The organism is Pigmentiphaga sp. NML030171, from assembly GCF_002188635.1.
GTDB classification, from domain to species: Bacteria; Pseudomonadota; Gammaproteobacteria; order Burkholderiales; family Burkholderiaceae_B; genus Pigmentiphaga; species Pigmentiphaga daeguensis.
Genome location: NZ_NINX01000035.1, coordinates 323,877 through 341,592, shown reverse-complemented (window position 1 = coordinate 341,592; position 17,716 = coordinate 323,877). Strand labels below are relative to the sequence as shown.

15 protein-coding genes are annotated in these 17,716 nt (G+C 68.8%); 7 read left to right on the top strand and 8 right to left on the bottom strand.

The window, feature by feature from the left end; all coding sequences use genetic code 11:
- Positions 1 to 87 precede the first annotated feature (87 nt).
- The 3 genes from CDO46_RS16305 to CDO46_RS16295 all read left to right on the top strand — a co-directional run bounded on the left by CDO46_RS16305 (position 88) and on the right by CDO46_RS16295 (position 3,088).
- Positions 88 to 1,119: a hemin-degrading factor gene (locus CDO46_RS16305; RefSeq protein ID WP_087839510.1), complete on the top strand. Its 1,032-nt coding sequence runs from the start codon at positions 88 to 90 to the stop codon at positions 1,117 to 1,119.
- Positions 1,116 to 2,018, top strand: coding sequence for a ChaN family lipoprotein (locus CDO46_RS16300; RefSeq protein ID WP_087839553.1), 903 nt, complete (start codon positions 1,116 to 1,118; stop codon positions 2,016 to 2,018). Before CDO46_RS16305 ends, CDO46_RS16300 begins: the two co-directional genes overlap by 4 nt.
- 92 nt (positions 2,019 to 2,110) lie before the next feature.
- Positions 2,111 to 3,088: a Gfo/Idh/MocA family oxidoreductase gene (locus CDO46_RS16295; RefSeq protein WP_087839509.1), complete on the top strand. Its 978-nt coding sequence runs from the start codon at positions 2,111 to 2,113 to the stop codon at positions 3,086 to 3,088.
- Between the two features lie 28 nt (positions 3,089 to 3,116).
- On the opposite strand, the gene CDO46_RS16290 is transcribed toward CDO46_RS16295, so the two are convergent.
- The 8 genes from CDO46_RS16290 to CDO46_RS16255 form a co-directional block, all read right to left on the bottom strand.
- Complete coding sequence (locus tag CDO46_RS16290) at positions 3,117 to 4,523, bottom strand: heavy metal sensor histidine kinase (protein WP_087839508.1); 1,407 nt, start codon at positions 4,521 to 4,523, stop codon at positions 3,117 to 3,119.
- A complete protein-coding gene (locus tag CDO46_RS16285) occupies positions 4,523 to 5,209 on the bottom strand; it encodes a heavy metal response regulator transcription factor (protein WP_087839507.1) in 687 nt (228 codons plus the stop codon). The genes CDO46_RS16290 and CDO46_RS16285 overlap by 1 nt, the downstream gene beginning before the upstream one ends.
- Before the next feature lie 19 nt (positions 5,210 to 5,228).
- Entirely contained in the window at positions 5,229 to 5,693 is a 465-nt protein-coding gene (locus CDO46_RS16280) for a DUF411 domain-containing protein (protein WP_087839552.1), read from the bottom strand.
- Between the two features lie 98 nt (positions 5,694 to 5,791).
- Positions 5,792 to 6,175, bottom strand: coding sequence for a copper homeostasis periplasmic binding protein CopC (gene copC, locus CDO46_RS16275; protein WP_087839506.1), 384 nt, complete (start codon positions 6,173 to 6,175; stop codon positions 5,792 to 5,794).
- Between the two features lie 41 nt (positions 6,176 to 6,216).
- The gene (locus CDO46_RS16270) at positions 6,217 to 7,182 is read right to left on the bottom strand and encodes a copper resistance protein B (RefSeq protein ID WP_254914619.1); all 966 of its coding nucleotides are present in this window, start codon (positions 7,180 to 7,182) and stop codon (positions 6,217 to 6,219) included.
- A 10-nt stretch (positions 7,183 to 7,192) separates the two neighbouring features.
- The gene (locus CDO46_RS16265; protein WP_087839505.1) at positions 7,193 to 8,908 is read right to left on the bottom strand and encodes a copper resistance system multicopper oxidase; all 1,716 of its coding nucleotides are present in this window, start codon (positions 8,906 to 8,908) and stop codon (positions 7,193 to 7,195) included.
- 100 nt (positions 8,909 to 9,008) lie between these two features.
- Positions 9,009 to 11,429: a heavy metal translocating P-type ATPase gene (locus CDO46_RS16260; RefSeq protein ID WP_087839504.1), complete on the bottom strand. Its 2,421-nt coding sequence runs from the start codon at positions 11,427 to 11,429 to the stop codon at positions 9,009 to 9,011.
- Between the two features lie 95 nt (positions 11,430 to 11,524).
- The gene (locus CDO46_RS16255; protein ID WP_087839503.1) at positions 11,525 to 13,798 is read right to left on the bottom strand and encodes a DUF6351 family protein; all 2,274 of its coding nucleotides are present in this window, start codon (positions 13,796 to 13,798) and stop codon (positions 11,525 to 11,527) included.
- A 107-nt stretch (positions 13,799 to 13,905) separates the two neighbouring features.
- Here CDO46_RS16255 and CDO46_RS16250 point away from each other — a divergent pair, with 107 nt between their 5' ends.
- The 4 genes from CDO46_RS16250 (at position 13,906) to CDO46_RS16235 (ending at position 17,686) form a co-directional block, all read left to right on the top strand.
- Positions 13,906 to 14,862 (top strand): LysR family transcriptional regulator, encoded by a 957-nt coding sequence (locus CDO46_RS16250; RefSeq protein WP_243724616.1) that lies wholly within the window; start codon positions 13,906 to 13,908, stop codon positions 14,860 to 14,862.
- A 123-nt stretch (positions 14,863 to 14,985) separates the two neighbouring features.
- Positions 14,986 to 16,371 (top strand): acyclic terpene utilization AtuA family protein, encoded by a 1,386-nt coding sequence (locus CDO46_RS16245; RefSeq protein WP_087839502.1) that lies wholly within the window; start codon positions 14,986 to 14,988, stop codon positions 16,369 to 16,371.
- Positions 16,372 to 16,379: 8 nt separating this feature from the next.
- Positions 16,380 to 16,721 carry a hypothetical protein gene (locus CDO46_RS16240; RefSeq protein ID WP_087839501.1) on the top strand — a complete coding sequence of 114 codons (342 nt, stop codon included), beginning with the start codon at positions 16,380 to 16,382 and terminating at the stop codon, positions 16,719 to 16,721.
- Positions 16,718 to 17,686, top strand: a complete 969-nt coding sequence (locus CDO46_RS16235; RefSeq protein WP_087839500.1) for a tripartite tricarboxylate transporter substrate binding protein — start codon at positions 16,718 to 16,720, stop codon at positions 17,684 to 17,686. Before CDO46_RS16240 ends, CDO46_RS16235 begins: the two co-directional genes overlap by 4 nt.
- Positions 17,687 to 17,716: the final 30 nt, after the last annotated feature.

Here is a 17,716-nt window from a genome sequence, read left to right as displayed (position 1 = left end):
GCCCTCCCCATCATGCGGCCCGCGCCTTACCTTCATTAATAAAAATCATTATCATTACGACCATTTCCCCGTCCCAAGGTTCCCCGCATGACAGCAACCACCCTCTGGCAACGTTACCTGGCCCTCAAGGCCGAGCAGCCCAAGCTGCGCATGCGTGACGCGGCCGCCCGCATCGGCGCCAGCGAAGGCGAGCTGGTCGCAGCCGATCCGTCCGCGACCCGGCTCAAGCCCGACTGGGCCACGCTGCTGGGCGGACTGAAGGCGGCCGGGCCACTGCTGGCGCTGACACGCAACGAGGCCGCCGTCCACGAAAAGACCGGGGTCTACGACCACGTCCAGGTCGAAGGCAGGATGGGGCTGGCCCTGAACCCCGAGATCGACCTGCGCCTGTTCCTGTCGCAGTGGCGGCACGCCTACGCCGTGGGGGGCGAGCGCCCCAGCCTGCAGGTGTTCGACCAGCAGGGCGAGGCGGTGCACAAGATCTATGTGGCCGAGGGCACCGACCGCGCCGCGTTCGAGGCCCTGCTGGCGGCGCACGCCGACAGCGCGCAGCCGGTCACGCCGGAACCACGGCCGGCCCCCGAGCGCAAGGCCGACCAGGACGTCGACGTCGATGCCTTCCGCCAGGAATGGCGCGAACTGCGCGACACCCACGAGTTTTTCGGCCTGCTGCGGCGGCATGGCGTGGAACGTACGCAGGCACTGCGGCTCGCTCCCCCCGAGTTCGCGCGGCAGGTCGGCGTCGGCGCCGTGGATGCCGTGCTGGACTCGGCCGCCGGATCGGGGCTGCCCATCATGGTGTTCGTCGGCAATGCCGGATGCGTACAGATCCACACCGGGCCGGTCCACCGCATCGCCCCCATGGGCCCGTGGCTGAACGTGCTGGATCCGGGCTTCAACCTGCATCTGCGCATGGACCTGTTCACCGAGGCCTGGCTGGTGCGCAAGCCCACGGTGGACGGCATCGTGACCTCGCTGGAATGCTATGACGCCGAAGGTTCGCTGATCGTGCAGTTCTTCGGCGAACGCAAGCCGGGCAAGCCCGAGCTGGCGGCGTGGACCGCGCTGGCCGACGGGCTGGCCGCCATCGCGCCGGGCACGCCCCGGCCCGCGGCATGACGGCCCGCGCTTGCACGCCGACGCGGCGCGGTGCGGGCACCGCGTCCGCCCTGCTGCCGCTGGCCGGCGCCACCGCCGCCCTGCTGCTGGCCGGATGCTCGTGGCTGCCCGGCAGGGACGACGCCGCCGTCGTCTCGCTCGCGGCCGAGCTGCCGCGCCACCAGGTCGTGCTGCTGGGCGAAATCCATGACAACGCCCAGGGCCATCGCCAGCGCCTGCAGGCGCTCGCGCGCGCGGTGCGCGCGGGCTGGCGGCCGGCCATCGCCATGGAACAGTTCGATCGCGAACGGCAGGCCGACCTGGACCGGACCATGCGCACCTGTACCAGCGCCGACTGCGTGATCCAGGCCGCGGCACCGGCCAAGACGGGGTGGGACTGGGCGCACTACCGCCCCGTCCTGGAGCTGGCGCTGCGCGAGAAGCTGCCTGTGGTCGCCGCCAACCTGTCGCGCGCCGATGCGGGCACCGTCATGAAACAAGGCCCCGCCGCCCTGTTCGATACCAATGAATTGCGCCGGCTCGGCCTGCTCTCGCCTCCGCCCGACCTGCTGGCGGCGCAGCGCAAGGAAGTGGCCGAGGCCCATTGCGGCGCCCTGCCCCCGTCCATGCTGGGCGGGATGGCCATGGCCCAGCTGGCGCGCGACGCCGTGATGGCCGGCGCGATCGCCAGCGCCGCGCGCGTACCCGGCGCTTCCGCCCAGCGGCCTGTCGTCCTGCTGGCCGGCAACGGCCATGTCCGCCGCGACATCGGCGTGCCGCGCTGGCTCCAGCCCGGCACCATCCTGTCGGTGGGCTATACCGAACAGCCCGCGCCGGCGGCTGCCTACGACCGCGACATCGTGATTCCGCCCGCGCCGCGCGAAGATCCGTGCAAGGCGTTCCAGGTCCCGGGCCGCTAGGCCCTCACGGAAGCGCGGCCTAGAATACCGGGATCCCCTCGACCAACGGGCGCGGCCACGGCCGCGCTCCCTTATCACGGAGACCGCGTCCCATGCCTGCCCCCTCGTCCGCCCCCATCCGTCTGTGCATCGCCGGCGAAGGCGCCATGGGCTCGACCCATGCGCGCATCTTCGCGGACATGCCGGGCGTGAAGACCGTGGCCCTGGCGGCGGCCGACATGTCGCGCGGCCGCCAATTGGCCGCGCAATACGGCATTCCCGATTGCAGCGACGACCTGGCCGCCACGCTGGCCCGCACCGACGTGGACGCGGTGGTGCTGGCCACGCCCTCGGGCCTGCATGCCGAACACGCCGAACTGGCCGCCCGCCTGGGCAAGCCCATGCTGATCGAGATTCCCGCCGCGCTGACCCTGGCCGACACCGAGCGCCTGGCACGCGTGCAGGCCGAGACCGGCGTGCCCATGATGGTGGCGCACAGCCGCCGCTTCGCGCCGCCGCACACCACCCTGCGCGAACGCATCCAGAGCGGCGACTTCACGCTGCACCACCTGGTCTGCGAAACCTATTTCTTCCGCCGCAACAACCTGAACATGTTCGGCGAGCCGCGCACCTGGGTCGACAGCCTGCTCTGGCACCACGCCTGCCACACGGTGGACCTGTTCTGCTGGCTGCTGGACGAATCGGAATTCGACGTCTGGGGCCAGCGCGGCCCCGACCATCCCGAACTGGGCATCCCCATGGACATCACGGTGGCCATGCGTTCGCGCAAGCGCGGTACGCTGCTGACCATGGCCATGTCGTTCAACAATAAAGGGCCCTTCGGCGGCTTCTATCGCTACATCGGCGAAGAGGACACCTACCGCGCCTTCCGCGACGAACTGACCGACAGCGATGGCAAGGTCGTGGAGATGCCCGGCGCGCAGCCGGCCTTCGAGGCCCAGGACACCGAGTTCATCGCCGCGCTGCGCGAGGGCCGGCCCAGCCGCTGCGACATCGCTTCGGTACTGCCCGCGATGCGAGCGCTGGACGGCATCGACCGCATCATGCGGGGCGAACCCGCCGCAAGATGACCGGGCAGGCCGCGAGAACGGCGAGTGATTATTGCCCCCTCGCGCCTGCGGCCGATGACGCGGGCAGCGCGTCCTTGGCCGGAAAGACCAGCGTGAACCGGGTCCGGCCGGCAGCCGAGCCGGCGGTGATGTCGCCGCCGTGCGCCACCATGATGGCGCGCGTGATCGACAGCCCCAGGCCCGAGCTTTCCGAATCGGGCCTGGCCCTGGACTTGTCGCCGCGAAAGAAGCGGTCGAACAGCGAGGGAATCAGTTCCGCCGGGATTTCCTTGCCATCGTTCTCGACCGCGATCGTGACGGCCGTCGCGCCGCTGGCGACCACCACGTCTATGGCCCCGCCCGGCGGGGTATGGCGCAAGGCGTTCGACAGCAGGTTGCTCAGGGCGCGCCGCAGCATCAGCCGGTCGCCCACGATCCTGCCCCGGCCCGTCAGCCGCATGGCGACGGCCTTGTCTTCGGCCAGGGCCTCGTAGAACTCGAACAAGGCGCTGACCTCGTCCTGCACGGCGATGACGCCGGCGTCGGGCAGGGTGAGGCCATGCTCCATCTTGGCAAGGTAGAGCATGTCGGACACCATGCGCGACAGGCGCTGCAACTCCTCTTCGTTGGACGCGAGGATCTCGCGATACTCCCCGGCCTCGCGGGGCTGCGCAAGGATCACATGGGTCTGTGTCAGCAAGTTCGTCAGCGGCGTGCGCAGTTCGTGGGCCAGGTCGGACGAGAACTCCGACAGCCGGCGGAAATCGTCCTGCAATCGCGCCAGCATGGCATTCAAGGTCGACGCCAGGTCAGCCATCTCCAGCGGGACGGCCTCCACGGGCATGCGCTCGTCCAGCTTCTGCGCCGTGACGGCGCGGGCGCGGACGGCCATCGCGCGTAGCGGCGCGAGTCCGCTGCGGGCCGCCCACCAGCCGAATACGCCGCTCACGAGCGCGGACAGCAGCACGTACAACACCAGTGAATGGAGGAAACCGTGCATGAAGTGCGCGTGGATTTCCGTCGCCAGGCCGACGATGACATGGATCTCGCCCCCCGCCCCGCCCACCGTGATGCGCAAGCCCCGGTACTCGGCCCCGTCCTGGCGCCAGGTGAACTCCTCCTTGCCGGCCGGCAGGGCGCGCGCCGCGTCCAGCGCCTGCCGGAACTCGACGCCGTCGGTGGCGTACAGGCTGGCCCCCTCCCCAGTCCGGACCAGGGCCACCAGCCCGGGATGGTTCTGGAGCGCCGCGCCCAGGCGCGCCGGCATCGCGGCGGGCGCGGCATCCTGGACGATCTTGCGGACCAGGTTCGCCTTTTCCTCGAGCACGGCGAAATCCTCGTGCGCGAAGTGCTGGTCCATCGATGTGGCGATCAAGGCCCCCAGTCCCAGCAGCACGGTGGCCGACGACAGCGAGAAGAAGGCCGTCAGCCGCGTGGTCAGGGAAAACGGACGCATCAGCGCAGGTCCTCGGGTTCTTCAAGGACGTAGCCCATGCCGCGGACGGTCTGGATGAGCTTGGCATCGAACGCGTCGTCGATCTTGGCCCGCAGCCGGCGTATGGCCACGTCGATGACGTTCGTGTCGCTGTCGAAGTTCATGTCCCACACCTGGGAGGCGATCAGCGAACGCGGCAGCACCTCGCCGCGCCGGCGCACGAACAGCTCCAGCAGCGCGAATTCCTTGCTCGTCAGGTTGATGCGGCGGCCTGCGCGCGTGGCCCGGCGGCGGACGAGATCCAGCACCAGGTCGCCGACCTGGATGCGGTCGGTGGCGATCTGTCCGCTGCCCCGGCGCAGCAGGGTCCGCACGCGGGCCAGCAGTTCGGAGAACGCGAAGGGCTTGACCAGATAGTCGTCCGCGCCCAGCTCCAGGCCCTTGACCCGGTCGGCCACGCTGTCGCGCGCGGTCAGGAACAGGACGGGCACGTTGTTCTCGACGGCGCGAAGGGTTTGCAGGATGCGCCAGCCGTCCACACCGGGCAGCATCACGTCGAGCACGATCAGGTCATAGGGCTCGCTCAACGCCCGGTACTGGCCGTCCAGGCCGTTGTCCGCCAGGTCGACCACGAAGCCCGCCTCGGTCAGCCCTTGCCGGAGATATTCGCCGGTCTTGGCCTCGTCTTCCACGACCAATAGTTTCATGGTGGCGCCCCGTCACGCATCAGCGATAGGCCTGGTAGACACTGGACCGCCCGCCGGTCCGCACCAGCAGGACATCGTAGGCGGATTTCCGGCCGCCGTACTCGGGTCCGTCCATGCCGGGCGATCCCAGGGGCATACCGGGTACGGCCAGGCCGATCGCCGAGGGGCGCTCGCGCAGCAACCGCTTGACTTCCTTCGCGGGCACGTGCCCCTCCAGCGCATAGCCGTCCACCACGGCCGTGTGGCACGAGCCCTTGTCGTCCGGGATACCGAGGCGGCGCCGCTCCACGGAAGGATCGTCGACGTCATGGGCGACCACCTGGAATCCATTGTCCCGCAAGTGCTTGATCCAATCCTTGCAGCATCCGCAGGTCGGCGTCTTCCAGACCTCCACGGTGTTCGTCTTCTGCGCCCAGGCGCCCAGTGGAAGCAAGGCCGCCCCGATCAGGAGCGTACGGCGCGACCGGCTTGCGTATTTGTGCATCATGCATGGTTTCCTTCAAGATCCGGTGGGCGGGCCGAGCGTTCCCCGCCACGCCGCCAACAACAGGATAGCGGGTCGCCGCGCCCGTCGGCCATCGCCTACTTCACGCTGAACGAGAAATTGCCGGTGATGGGGTGGGTATCCGACGAGACGGCCCGCCACTCCACGCGATAGGTGCCGGCCGCCAGGGGCTTGGCCGGCGTGATCAGCATCGTCTTGGGATCGGCATCGCCCGAGACCCGGGCTTCCACCGGCATGGGCGCGTGGGTCATGCCGGCCATGCCCGTCATGAGCAGCCTGGCGCCCGAGAACTGGGTGACCAGCGCTTCGGAGAAACGCAGTTCTATCCTCGCTGGCGCCGTGGTCTCGGCCTTGTCCTTGGGAGTCGAGGACAGGAGTTCGGGATGGGCCTGGGCCGCGGCGGCGGCAAGCAGCCCGGCAGTCAGGACAGCGGCGTTCAGGACGGTACGAGCATTGGACATGATGGACCTTGAAACGGATAGGAAAGAAGAATGGAGGCGATTCAGAACCACATGCGCACGCCGACCACGAATCGGGTGTCGCTGCGGCGTTCTCCGTGCGCCCGGGCATAGTCCGCGGTGGTTCCGTAGGTCCGGTTCCAGGTCACACCGATGTAAGGGGCGAACTCGCGGCGGATTTCGTATCGCAGGCGGACGCCCACCTCGGTACTCGACAGGCCGGAACCTATGCCCCGCCCATGGTCGTTCTTCCCGAAGAAGTTAATCTCGGCAGCGGGCTGCAGGATGAGCCGGTTCGTGAAGAGGATGTCGTACTCGCCCTTCAGGCGCGCGGCGGTCTGCCCGTTCTCGCCGGCAAAGACCATGGCGGAGGCCTCGAAGTTGTAGAGCGCCATTCCCTGCAGGCCGATCGCGGCCCAGGTTTGCGACGAACCCGGCTTGAAGTCGTGGCGCACCCCGCCCACGACGTCCCACCAGGGGCTGATGGCACGCCCCCACAGTGCCTGGACCTCGGCCTCGTGGAGCTTGCCGCCCGCGCGCTCGCCTTCCGAACTGAGCCACAGGCGATCGATGTCGCCGCCTATCCAGCCCTTGAAATCCCAGTTCAGCGCGTTGCCGCCGCGCGCATCCTGCCATTCCAGCCGATCCACCAGGAACAGGGAATTGATGCTCTTGTCGTGCACGGCGTGGCCCGCCGTATCGAAGGCGGCGGCCTGGCGGTCGGCATCGGTCAGTTGGGGAATGGGCGTGCGGCTTTCCGCGGGGGCGGCATCCATGCCCTGCATCGGCGCCTGGTCCATGCTTTGCATGGGCGCGAGGTCCATGTTCTGCAAGGTCGAGTGATCCATGCCCGGCATGCTGGAATGGTCCATGCCCCGCATCTGGGAGTGGTCCATGTGCGAATGGTCCATCCCTTGCATCTGGGCCCGCGCGGTCGATGTGCCACCCAGCGCCAGGCCGATGAGCGCGGAGGCCAGCGCCGCCGCGTTGCGATGATTGGAAAAGATCATGGCCGGCCCCTTACTCTTGCACCCGCACTTCACGGAACATGCCGGCTTCCATGTGGTACAGGAGGTGGCAGTGATAGGCCCAGCGGCCGAGGGCATCGGCGGTCACGCGGTAGCTGCGCCGCGAGCCCGGCGGCATGTCGATGGTGTGCTTGCGGACCATGAAGTTGCCGTGCTCGTCCTCCAGGTCGCTCCACAGTCCGTGCAGGTGGATGGGATGGGTCATCATCGTGTCGTTCACCAGTACGATCCTGACCCGCTCGCCGTACTTCAGCACCACGGGCTGGGAGTCCGAGAACTTGATGCCGTCGAACGACCAGGCGAATTTCTCCATGTGTCCGGTCAGGTGCAGCTCTATCGTCCGGCTCGGCATCCGCCCGTCCGGATCCTGGAACGCGCTGCGCAGGTCGGCATAGGCCAGCACGCGGCGGCCGTTGTCGCGCAGGCCCATGCCGGGGTCGTCCAGCTTGGGCGTGGGAATCATCGTCTGCATGTCCACCAGGGGGTTGCCCGCCTCCGAGGCGGGGTGGGACTGCATGCCGCCCATGGCACCATGCCCGTGATCCATGCCTTGCATCTGCCCATGATCCATGCCCGCCATGCCGCCATGGTCCATGCCCATGTCCTCCATGGCCAGGATGGGCCGAGGATCCAGGGCCGGCACCGGCGCGCGCACGCCCTCGCGCACGGCCAGCGTGCCGCGCGCGTACCCCGTGCGGTCCATGGACTGCGCGAAGATGGTGTAGGCCTCCTCCGCGGCAGGCTCGACGATCACGTCGTAGGTTTCGGCCACGGCGATACGGAACTCGTCCACCGCGACCGGCTTGACATGCTGTCCGTCGGCAGCCACCACGGTCATCTTCAGGCCGGGAATGCGCACGTCGAAATAGGTCATGGCCGAGCCGTTGATGAAGCGCAGGCGCAGGCGTTCGCCCGGCTTGAACAGCCCCGTCCAACCGCCGTCCGGGGCTTGTCCGTTCAAGAGATAGGTGTAGGTGTACCCGCTGACGTCGGCGATGTCGGTCGGATTCATCCGCATCTCGGCCCACATTTTCCGGTCCGCGATCGTCGCCGACCAGCCCTTCTCCCGCACGTCCCGGAAGAAATCGCCGACGGTGCGCTTGTGGAAGTTGTAGTAGTCGGACTGCTTCTTCAGCGTGCGCATGATCCGCGCCGGGTCCTCGTCGGTCCAGTCCGACAGCATCACGACGTATTCGCGGTCGTAGGCGAACGGCTCCGGTTCCCGGGCATCGATGATCAACGGCCCGTAGACGCCCGACTGCTCCTGGAATCCCGAATGGCTGTGGTACCAGTAGGTGCCGTTCTGGCGCACCTTGAAGGTGTAGACGTACATGCCGTCGGGCGCGATGCCTTCGAAGCTCATCCCGGGCACCCCGTCCATGTTGGCGGGCAGCAGGATGCCGTGCCAGTGGATGGAGGTGGACTCCTTCAGTTTGTTGCGCACGCGCAGGGTGACGGTGTCGCCTTCGCGCCAGCGCAGCAACGGCCCGGGTATGCCGCCGTTCACGGTCATCGCGGTGCGCGGGCTGCTGGTGAAGTTCACCGGCGTCTGGCCGATCTGAAGATCGAATTCGGTGCCGGTCAGCACGTGGGGGTCGCCCGGCCCGATGGCCGCCCACACGGGCTTGCGCCAGAGGCCCAGCGCGCCCAGCGCGCCGCCCGCGGCCAGGGCGGTGACGAAAGTCCGCCTTGAAGTCTTGATGTGCATGCGATATCCGATGAATCCGGTCAGGCCGCCACTCTAGCCAGCGGCCCCCCACCCCAGCCTGACCCGAAGATTACGTTTGTGTAATGTTGGCGCCGGGCCTTCAGGCGCGGCCCTTCCAGCGCCGCAGCAGCAAGGCGTTGGAGACCACGCTGACGCTGCTCAGCGCCATCGCCGCGCCGGCCAGAACCGGACTGAGCAGGCCCAGTGCCGCCAGCGGCACGCCGACCACGTTGTAGACGAAGGCCCAGAACAGGTTCTGGCGGATCTTGGCGTAGGTGCGGCGGGAAATGTCGATCGCGTCGCCGACCAGCGCGGGATCGCCGCGCATCAGCGTGACGCCCGCTGCATGCATGGCCACGTCGGTGCCGGTCGACATCGCGATCCCCACGTCGGCGGCGGCCAACGCCGGCGCGTCGTTGATGCCGTCGCCCACCATCGCCACCACGTGGCCGTCGGCCCGCAGGGCGGCAATAGCTTCGGCCTTGTGCTCGGGCAGCACTTCCGCGCGCACGTCGTCCACGCCCAGCGCCTGGCCGATGGCGCGCGCCGCGCCGGCGTTGTCGCCGGTCAGCAGCACGCTGCGTATGCCTTGTTCGCGCAGCGATCGCAGCGCCGCATCCGAGGTCGGTTTCAGCGTGTCGCCGAAGGCCAGCAGACCCAGCAGCACGGGCTGGCCGCTCACGCTCGCCACCCAGGACACGGTGCGGCCTTCGCCCTGGAGCGCCGCGGCGCGCTGCGCCAGCGGCCCGGTCTCGACCCCCAGCTCCTGCATGTAGCGGCCGCTGCCCAGGCGCAGCTCGCGCCCCTCGACCGACGCTGCCATGCCGCGCCCCGCCACCGCCCGCGCCTGGGTGGCGGCCGGCACCACGATACCCTCGCGCTGGGCCTCGGCCATGACGGCGCGCGCCAGCGGATGTTCGCTGCCCGCCTGCAGGGCCGCGCTGGCGGCCAGCAGGTCGCGGCGCTCGCCCTGCGCCGGTTCGGCGGCAACCAGTTCGGGCTTGCCTTCGGTCAGCGTGCCGGTCTTGTCGAACGCGACGACCTTGACGTTGTGCGCCACTTCCAGCGCCTCCGCGTCCTTGATCAGGATGCCGTGGCGCGCCGCCACGCCGGTCCCGGCCATGATGGCCGTGGGCGTGGCCAGTCCCAGCGCGCATGGGCAGGCGATGACCAGGACCGCCACCGCATTGAGGATGGCCAGCTCCCAATCGCCGGTCGCGCCGCCCCAGGCCAGCAGGGTCACGGCGGCGATGGCGACGATCACCGGCACGAATACTTCGCTCACCCGGTCCACCAGGCGCTGGATGGGCGCCTTCTTGGCCTGCGCCGATTCGACCAGCCGGACGATGCGGGCCAGCATGGACTCCGCGCCGACGGCGGTGGTGCGGACCACCAGCAGGCCTTCGGCGTTGACCGAGCCGCCGGTGACGCGGTCGCCGTGCTGCTTGTCCACCGGCAGGCTTTCACCGGTGATCAGCGACTCGTCGACCTGGCTGGCGCCTTCGACCACTTCGCCGTCCACCGGCACGCGCTCGCCCGGACGCACCACGACGAGATCGCCGGGGTGCACGGAGGCGACCGGCACCTCGACCTCGCCGCCGTCGCGCCGTACCCGCGCCACCTCGGGCCGCAGGGCGTTCAGGGCGCGGATGGCCTCGGTGGTCTGCCGCTTGGCGCGGGTTTCCAGCCACTTGCCCAGCAGGACCAGCGTGATCACCACCGCCGAGGCCTCGAAATACAGATGCGTGGCCCCATGGGTGCCATGGCGCAGCAGTTGATAGACGCTCAGGCCGTAGGCGGCGCTGGTACCCAGCGCCACCAGCAGGTCCATGTTGCCGGTGCGCGCCCTCAAGGCCTTCCAGGCACCGCGGTAGAAACGCGCGCCCAGCCAGAACTGCACCGGCGTCGCCAGCGCCCATTGCACCCAGCCGTTGGGCATCCAATGGATGCCGAAGGGCATCAGCAGCATGGGCACGACCAGCGGCAGCGAAAGCGCTCCCGCCAGGGCGATCGGCCACCACGTCGGCAGGCCCGCGGCGGCCGCCTCGGTAGCGGGCGCGGACTGCGCGGACAGGCGCGCCTCGTATCCGGCCTGCTCCACCGCGGCGATCAGCACCGCCGGATCGACCTTGGAGACGAGCGAAACCCGGGCGGTCTCGGTGGCGAGATTGACCTCGGCACCCGCCACGCCCGGCACCCGGGCCAGGGCCTTTTCCACCCGCGATACGCACGAGGCGCAGGTCATCCCGCCTATGCTCAGGTCCACCGATCCGGCCGGGATCTCATAACCGGCCTTCTCGACCGCCGCGCGCAGCGTGGCGGCCTGCACCGGGGCATCGGCCTCGACCTCGGCCGTCTCGGTGGCCAGGTTGACGCTCGCGCGCCGCACGCCGGGCACCTGCGACAAGGCACGCTCGACCCGGCCGACGCACGAGGCGCAGGTCATGCCCTCGATGGGCAGGGTCCAGTTCACAGGGGCATCGCCCGGGCCGGCCACTGCCGGCGTTGACTGTCCACTCATGGTTTCCTCGCGATACTGGGGTGATGCTTCGCAGTATCAAGCTTCCCATGATGGCAAAGTCAAGCGCCGGATCCGGGGCCGGCAACCGGGTCGGTTCAGGCCCCTTCGCCCGGCGCCGACGACGGTGCCTGGCCCAGGGGCTTGCCGCCAGGCCCGTCCATGAAGCTCTGCCAGGGCTCGGGAGCGGCCTGGCCGGCCCCGGGCTTGCCGTAGTCGCATACGCCGTGCGGGAATACCGCCTGCAAGCGCGCCCACTGTCCGCTGCTGAAGGCCACCGCGAAATCGGCCCGCGCCAGCGGTTTGAGCGCGCACTTCATGATGTCGCTGGCCAACCCCTCTCCCGCCGCGACGCGGGTATCGCGGAACACCGGCCACTCGTCCACGCCCGGGCTGTAGACTTCTGCCGCGCCCGCCCCCGACACGCTCGAGGCGGAGGTCGGATCGGCGCCGGTGTTGCAGTAGTCGGAATCGGTGCTCCACGCGGCCACGTCGGCCCGCCAGCACGCATCCACCGCGATGGCCGGCTTGTTGGCGATGATCTTCTCGCGCAGCGTCTTGCCCGAGGTATCGGCCTCGACCTTGCCCAGCCATTCGTTCATCGCGTCGAAGCGGCGCGCGTTGTAGTCGGGCGGCGTGGACTTATAGCGCCAGATGACGTGGTTCGCGTAGTCCCCGTGTTCGCGCAGGATGCGGTTGCGGATCACGTAGCCGCGGAAATCGTAGTGCTCCTCCCGCACGTTGAAGCTGATGGACTGGATGATGGCCACCTCGCCCAGGCGCTGGCCGTGCGCGACCCTGCCCGACCGGTGCGCGATTTCCGCCGCGCCGGGGTCGGCCGCCATCCGCGCGGGCTGCCACTGGCCATTGATGTCGTAGCCGCCCACCTGTTCGTTCAGCATCACGAACTGCTCGGGCGAGATCTTGCCGCTGTTGACCGCCCGGAAGCCGTAAAGAATGCCGATGTTGTCGATCGGGGACTTGGCGTAGCCGGTCGCGTCCCGCGGCCCGAATACCGCGATATTGAAATCCTGCAGCGTGCAGCGGATGCCCGTGGTATTGCCGGGCGACCAGACGTTCCAGTGCGTTCCGCAACCCGCTCCGCCCACGGTGGGATCGAGATAGAACGGCGTGCGCGAAGCCATGTTGGTGTTGGCCGGCCCTTCGCACACCTGATCGTAGACGTGGCCGTTGACATGGGCCTTCTCCATGATGGTGAACGGGAACCCGGCAGCCTTGCGTGCATCGTAGAACCGCTTGAGCAGTCCGCAGTCGGCGAATTCCCGGCCGGTGGTCCAGGTGTCCTGCCATCCGTCCGCCGGCAGCAGTCCCTGCAGCAGGCCGGGATAGTTCGAAGCATGCAGGTGCTGCTGGTGCGCGCCGCCCGAGCTGCCGTCGGCCATGGTGTAGCGGATCTCGCCGTAGTTCTCGGTGATGTATTCCTTGAGCATCATCACCGTCTCGGCCGACGTGACGTCGTTGCAATGCGTGCCGTACTGCGTCATCTCGGACGACGCGACCATGAACCCCCGGCTCAGGGCCACGTCGTCCAGCACGCTGCCCGGATTGCCCTGGGTGCGGCTGTACTCGCAGCCCGATCCGAACTTCCAGTGCAGCTTGCCGTTCCACGAGTCGGGCCGGGCATACGGCGTCCAGCCCTTGGTCGGATCGGCAGGGTTGGCCAGGTAGGCGATGTCGTACTTGCCGCGATTGATCACACCGCGCTCGATGCGGACGATATACGGCACGGTCTTGCCTTCATCGGTCGTCACGCTGGCGATCTGCGCCGATGCCGGCGGGTTGGCGGGATCATAGACGGCGAACTGTCCGGCCTTGGTCCGGTACTGGTAGCGGAACACCGGCGCGGCGATATTGCACTGGTCGTCGAGCGGATTGCCCAGATCGGGATTGGTCGGCGTCGGCGCCGCGACCTTGGTCGTGCACTCCCAATAGCCGACCTGCGCGCCGGAAATGACGGGGCCGCCATTCGGATGGTTCCTGATCCCCAGATGGGCGGTGGCGCCGTCGTCCGTCCGCGCGACCAGCATATTGTCGCCGTTGGCCAGCCCTTCCACCCGCCCCATGTAGCGGCCGTTCCCGCGCACCGCGAACGCGCCGGTCACGTCCTTGCCGTTGAGCAGCATGCGGATCTGCTCGAAACGCGTGGTGGATCCCTCGGGAACCTTGACTTCGACCAGTGCCTGTCCGCCGGACACCAGGTCGGCCCGGTTCCCCAGCACCGATATTCGCAGGCTCGCTGCGCCCGGGGCCGGCGGTTCCCCATCGCCGGACGTTCCTCCGTCCCCGCCGCCGCAGCCCGCCAGCAGCACTGCCAGCGACAGGCCGGTCAGCGTGAATGATGCCCTTTTCATTGAAGTCTCCTCATCATCGTTAGCGTTGTCGTGTCACCCACAGCGACCGGATAGTAAGATTTGTCAATCATCGAGGGCATCGCTTTTTTTTGATGGAGTGATCGAATATGCAGATAACCGATCTGAATCTCTCCACGCGCCAGGTCCGCGCATTCACGGCCCTGGCCGAGCACAGGAACTTCACCCGCGCCGCCGAGCAATGCCATCTGTCCCAATCGGCGTTCAGCAGCCTGATCCGCACGCTGGAAGACTCGCTGGGCGTGCGCCTGTTCGATCGGGACACGCGCCGCGTCGAGCTGACGCCCGAAGGCCGGCTGTTCCTGGGAGGCGCCACGCGCGTGCTGGCCAGCCTGCGCGATGCGCTCGAGGACCTGGGCGAGCACGCCGCCGGCCGGCGCGGCCGTGCCGGCGTCGCCGCGCTGCCTTCGCTGGCGGCAGGCTGGATGCCTGGCGTGCTGGCGGCGTTCCACCAGGAATATCCCGGCATCCAGGTGGACGTCGCGGACGTCCTGTCCGAAAGCTGCATAGAGTTCGTGCGCGGCGGCCGGGCCGACTTCGCGCTGGCCTCGATGCGTTCCGTCGGGCCGGACCTGCAGGCGGACCCGTTCTGCCGCGATGGCTTCTACCTTGTCTGCCGCAAGGACCACCCCCTGTCACGCCGGCGCCGGCTGACGCTCGCGGCGCTCAGCGGCGAACCCTTCATCCACCTCGCCCAGGACAGCAGCGTGCGCCAGCATATCGAGGCGGCCATCCATCCGGCCAGGATGAACGGCATGATGGAACTGGACCAGTTGAGCACCGTGGCCGGCATGGTGCGGGCCGGCCTGGGCATCACCGTCGTGCCGGCATTGACGCTGTTCCACTTCGACAGCGACGACCTGACCGCGCTGCCGGTCGAGACCCCGGGACTGACGCGGGAGGTATTCGTCATCCGGCGCCGCGACCGCAGCCTGTCCATAGGCGCGCAGGCGCTGCTCGCCTTCATGATGCAGCGCCGGCCGCAGCCGGGGGAACGGCGCGCGAGCCGGCGCGGAACCGCTCTTGCGCGGACCCGGGGCCGGTAATCGGTTTCTTCAATCAGTCATCCCAAATAATCCATTTCCCGGAATATTGCACGCGCCTTTATCGTCTCGCTCATCCGCGGGTCCCGGATCCGGATCCGCTTCCACCACCATGACCGGGTGTGCATGCATTCATCTTCTACGTCCGCTGCGTCCAGCCTGCACATCGGCGCCGGCGCGGGCTTTTCCGGAGACCGCTGGGATGCCGCCGTCCCCGTGGTACGTACCCTGCTGGCGCACGACGGCCCTCGCGCCCTGATCTTCGAAACCCTGGCCGAACGCACCCTGGCGCTGGCGCAATTGCAGCGCAGGCAGAACCCCGACTCGGGCTGGGAACCGTCCCTGGAGCACTTCGTCGCCCCCGTCCTGGCCGATTGCGTGCATGGCGCCATCCCCATCATCGGCAACTTCGGCGCGGCCAACCCCCGCGGCGCGGCGCGGCAACTGCAACGGCTGGCCGCTTCCCTCGGACTGCCGGCGCTGCGCGTGGCCATCGTCAACGGCGACGACCTGCTGACCGCGCTTACCCCCGACCAGATGCGCGCACTGCTCGACCAATCGTCGATCGAGCGTCCCCTGGTCAGCGCGAACGCCTACCTGGGCGCCCGTGAAATCGCCGCGGCGCTGCGGGCCGGCGCCCAGGTGGTGGTCACCGGCCGGGTCGCGGATCCCGCCCTGGCGCTCGGCCCCATGCTCGCCCATTTCGGCTGGCCCGAGGACGACTGGGATCGCCTGGCCGCGGGGACCATGGCCGGACACATCCTTGAATGCGGCGGCCAGGTATGCGGCGGCTATTTCGCCGATCCCGGCTTCAAGGACGTGCCCGACCTGGCCGGACTCGGCTTTCCCATCATCGAGATGCACGAGGACGGGCGCTTCGTCGTCACGAAGGCCGCGAACACCGGCGGCTGCGTGGATCGCCGGACCGTCGTCGAGCAATTGCTGTACGAGATCCACGACCCCGGCGCCTACCTGACGCCCGACGTGGTGGCCGACATCACCGAGGCCGAAGTGCGCGAGGTCGGCATCGACCGGGTGGAGATCACCGGCGTGCGGGGCCACCCCCGGCCCGCCACCCTCAAGGCCACGCTTTGCCACGAGGGTCCGTGGCTGGCGGAAGGGGAAATCTCGTATGCCGGCCCCAATGCGGCCGCGCGCGCGGCGCTGGCGGCCGACGTCGTGCGCAAGCGCCTGCATGCGCTCGGCCTGGGCGGCCTGAGGGTCCGTGCCGACTTCATCGGCGTCGCCAGCGTGTTCGGCGACGACGAGGGCCGCTGGACGGCCGCGGCGGGCGTCCCGGCCTCGCCGGTGGAGGACCTGCGGCTGCGCATCGCGGCGGCGGCCGCCACCCGCCAGGACGCCGAACGGGTCGCGCGCGAGGTGCTGGCCCTGTATACCTGCGGGCCGGCCGGCGGCGGCGGCGTGCGCACGACCGTCACGCCCCGGCTGGGCAGCGGCTCGTGCCTGGTGCCGCGCGAATGGCTGGCGCCGACCTGGGAGTTCGCCGCATGAAAGACGCCATGAACTCCCGCACCGTGCTCCTGCACAGACTGGCCCACGCCCGCACCGGCGACAAAGGCAATCGCGCCTCCATCAGCGTCATCGCCTACGACCCCGCCGACTGGCCGCTGCTGGTCGAGCAGGTCACCGAGGCCCGCGTGGCCGGCCTCTTTGCTTCGCGCGCGCCGACCCGGGTCAGGCGCTACCTGCTGCCGCGCCTGGCGGCGATGAACTTCGTGCTGGACGACGTGCTGGACGGCGGCGTCAACGACTCGCTGAACCTCGACACGCACGGGAAGACGCTTTCCAGCCTGCTACTGACGCTTCCCATTTCCATCAACAACAAGGAGGAGACATCATGAACACCCATCGTCGCCGGCAGCTTGCCGTGCTCGGCCTGGCCTTGCTTGGCGCATCCGCCGCCAGCGCCCAGAGCTTTCCCGACAGGCCCATCACCTTCGTCGTGCCCTTCGCCGCCGCCAGCGCCACCGACCAGATCGCGCGGGCGCTGGGCCAGGCCGTCTCCGAGGCGACCGGGCAGCCGGTGGTGATCGAGAACAAACCGGGCGCCAACTCCTTCATCGGCGCCCAGGCCGTGGCCCGCGCCAAGAACGACGGCTACACGGTGCTCATCACCACCAACACCACCCATGCCGCCAACGAACACTTGTTCAAGAAGCTGCCCTACGACCCCGTCAAGGACTTCGAGCCGGTAACCCTGCTCGGCAAGGGCGGGCAGATCATGGTCGTGCCGCCCAGCCTGCCGGTCAACAACGTGAAGGAATTCATCGCGCTGGCGAAGGCCCAGGCCGGCAAGCTGTCGTTCGGCTACGGAAGCTCGTCCAGCCGGGTGGCCGGAGAGCTCTTCAAGCAATCGACGGGGACGGAAATCGTATCGGTGCCCTACCGCAGCAATCCCATGGGCGTCACCGACCTGCTCGGCGGCCAGATCCAGGTCATGTGGACCGACATGACGACCGGACTGCCCCAGGCCAAGAGCGGCAACCTGAAGGCGCTGGGCGTCACCACCTCCACGCGCAGCCCGCTCGCGCCCGACGTGCCGACCATCGCGGAATCGGGCGTGCCCGGGTATGAATCGACCTACTGGTTCGCGGCCTACGTGCCGGCCGGCACCTCCGACGCGATCGTGAACCGCCTGAACCAGTTGCTGGTGACCGCGGCCAGGACGCCGACAGCGGCGAAGTTCTACGGACCGACCGGCACCGAACTGGTGACCAGCACGCCCGACGAGCTGCGCCGCTTCCAGGCAGCCGAATCGCAGAAATGGGCGCAGATCATCGCCAAGGCGGGCATCCAGAAAGAGTGATGCACGCGCGCCTCGGACCAGGCTGCCGCC

Bases quoted from the DNA above. Each gene is read 5' to 3' on its own strand.
- CDO46_RS16305 (WP_087839510.1), top strand. From the start codon at position 88: ATGACAGCAACCACCCTCTGGCAACGTTACCTGGCCCTCAAGGCCGAG.
- CDO46_RS16300 (WP_087839553.1), top strand. From the start codon at position 1,116: ATGACGGCCCGCGCTTGCACGCCGACGCGGCGCGGTGCGGGCACCGCG.
- CDO46_RS16295 (WP_087839509.1), top strand. From the start codon at position 2,111: ATGCCTGCCCCCTCGTCCGCCCCCATCCGTCTGTGCATCGCCGGCGAA.
- CDO46_RS16290 (WP_087839508.1), bottom strand. From the start codon at position 4,523: ATGCGTCCGTTTTCCCTGACCACGCGGCTGACGGCCTTCTTCTCGCTG.
- CDO46_RS16285 (WP_087839507.1), bottom strand. From the start codon at position 5,209: ATGAAACTATTGGTCGTGGAAGACGAGGCCAAGACCGGCGAATATCTC.
- CDO46_RS16280 (WP_087839552.1), bottom strand. From the start codon at position 5,693: ATGCACAAATACGCAAGCCGGTCGCGCCGTACGCTCCTGATCGGGGCG.
- copC (WP_087839506.1), bottom strand. From the start codon at position 6,175: ATGTCCAATGCTCGTACCGTCCTGAACGCCGCTGTCCTGACTGCCGGG.
- CDO46_RS16270 (WP_254914619.1), bottom strand. From the start codon at position 7,182: ATGATCTTTTCCAATCATCGCAACGCGGCGGCGCTGGCCTCCGCGCTC.
- CDO46_RS16265 (WP_087839505.1), bottom strand. From the start codon at position 8,908: ATGCACATCAAGACTTCAAGGCGGACTTTCGTCACCGCCCTGGCCGCG.
- CDO46_RS16260 (WP_087839504.1), bottom strand. From the start codon at position 11,429: ATGAGTGGACAGTCAACGCCGGCAGTGGCCGGCCCGGGCGATGCCCCT.
- CDO46_RS16255 (WP_087839503.1), bottom strand. From the start codon at position 13,798: ATGAAAAGGGCATCATTCACGCTGACCGGCCTGTCGCTGGCAGTGCTG.
- CDO46_RS16250 (WP_243724616.1), top strand. From the start codon at position 13,906: ATGCAGATAACCGATCTGAATCTCTCCACGCGCCAGGTCCGCGCATTC.
- CDO46_RS16245 (WP_087839502.1), top strand. From the start codon at position 14,986: ATGCATTCATCTTCTACGTCCGCTGCGTCCAGCCTGCACATCGGCGCC.
- CDO46_RS16240 (WP_087839501.1), top strand. From the start codon at position 16,380: ATGAACTCCCGCACCGTGCTCCTGCACAGACTGGCCCACGCCCGCACC.
- CDO46_RS16235 (WP_087839500.1), top strand. From the start codon at position 16,718: ATGAACACCCATCGTCGCCGGCAGCTTGCCGTGCTCGGCCTGGCCTTG.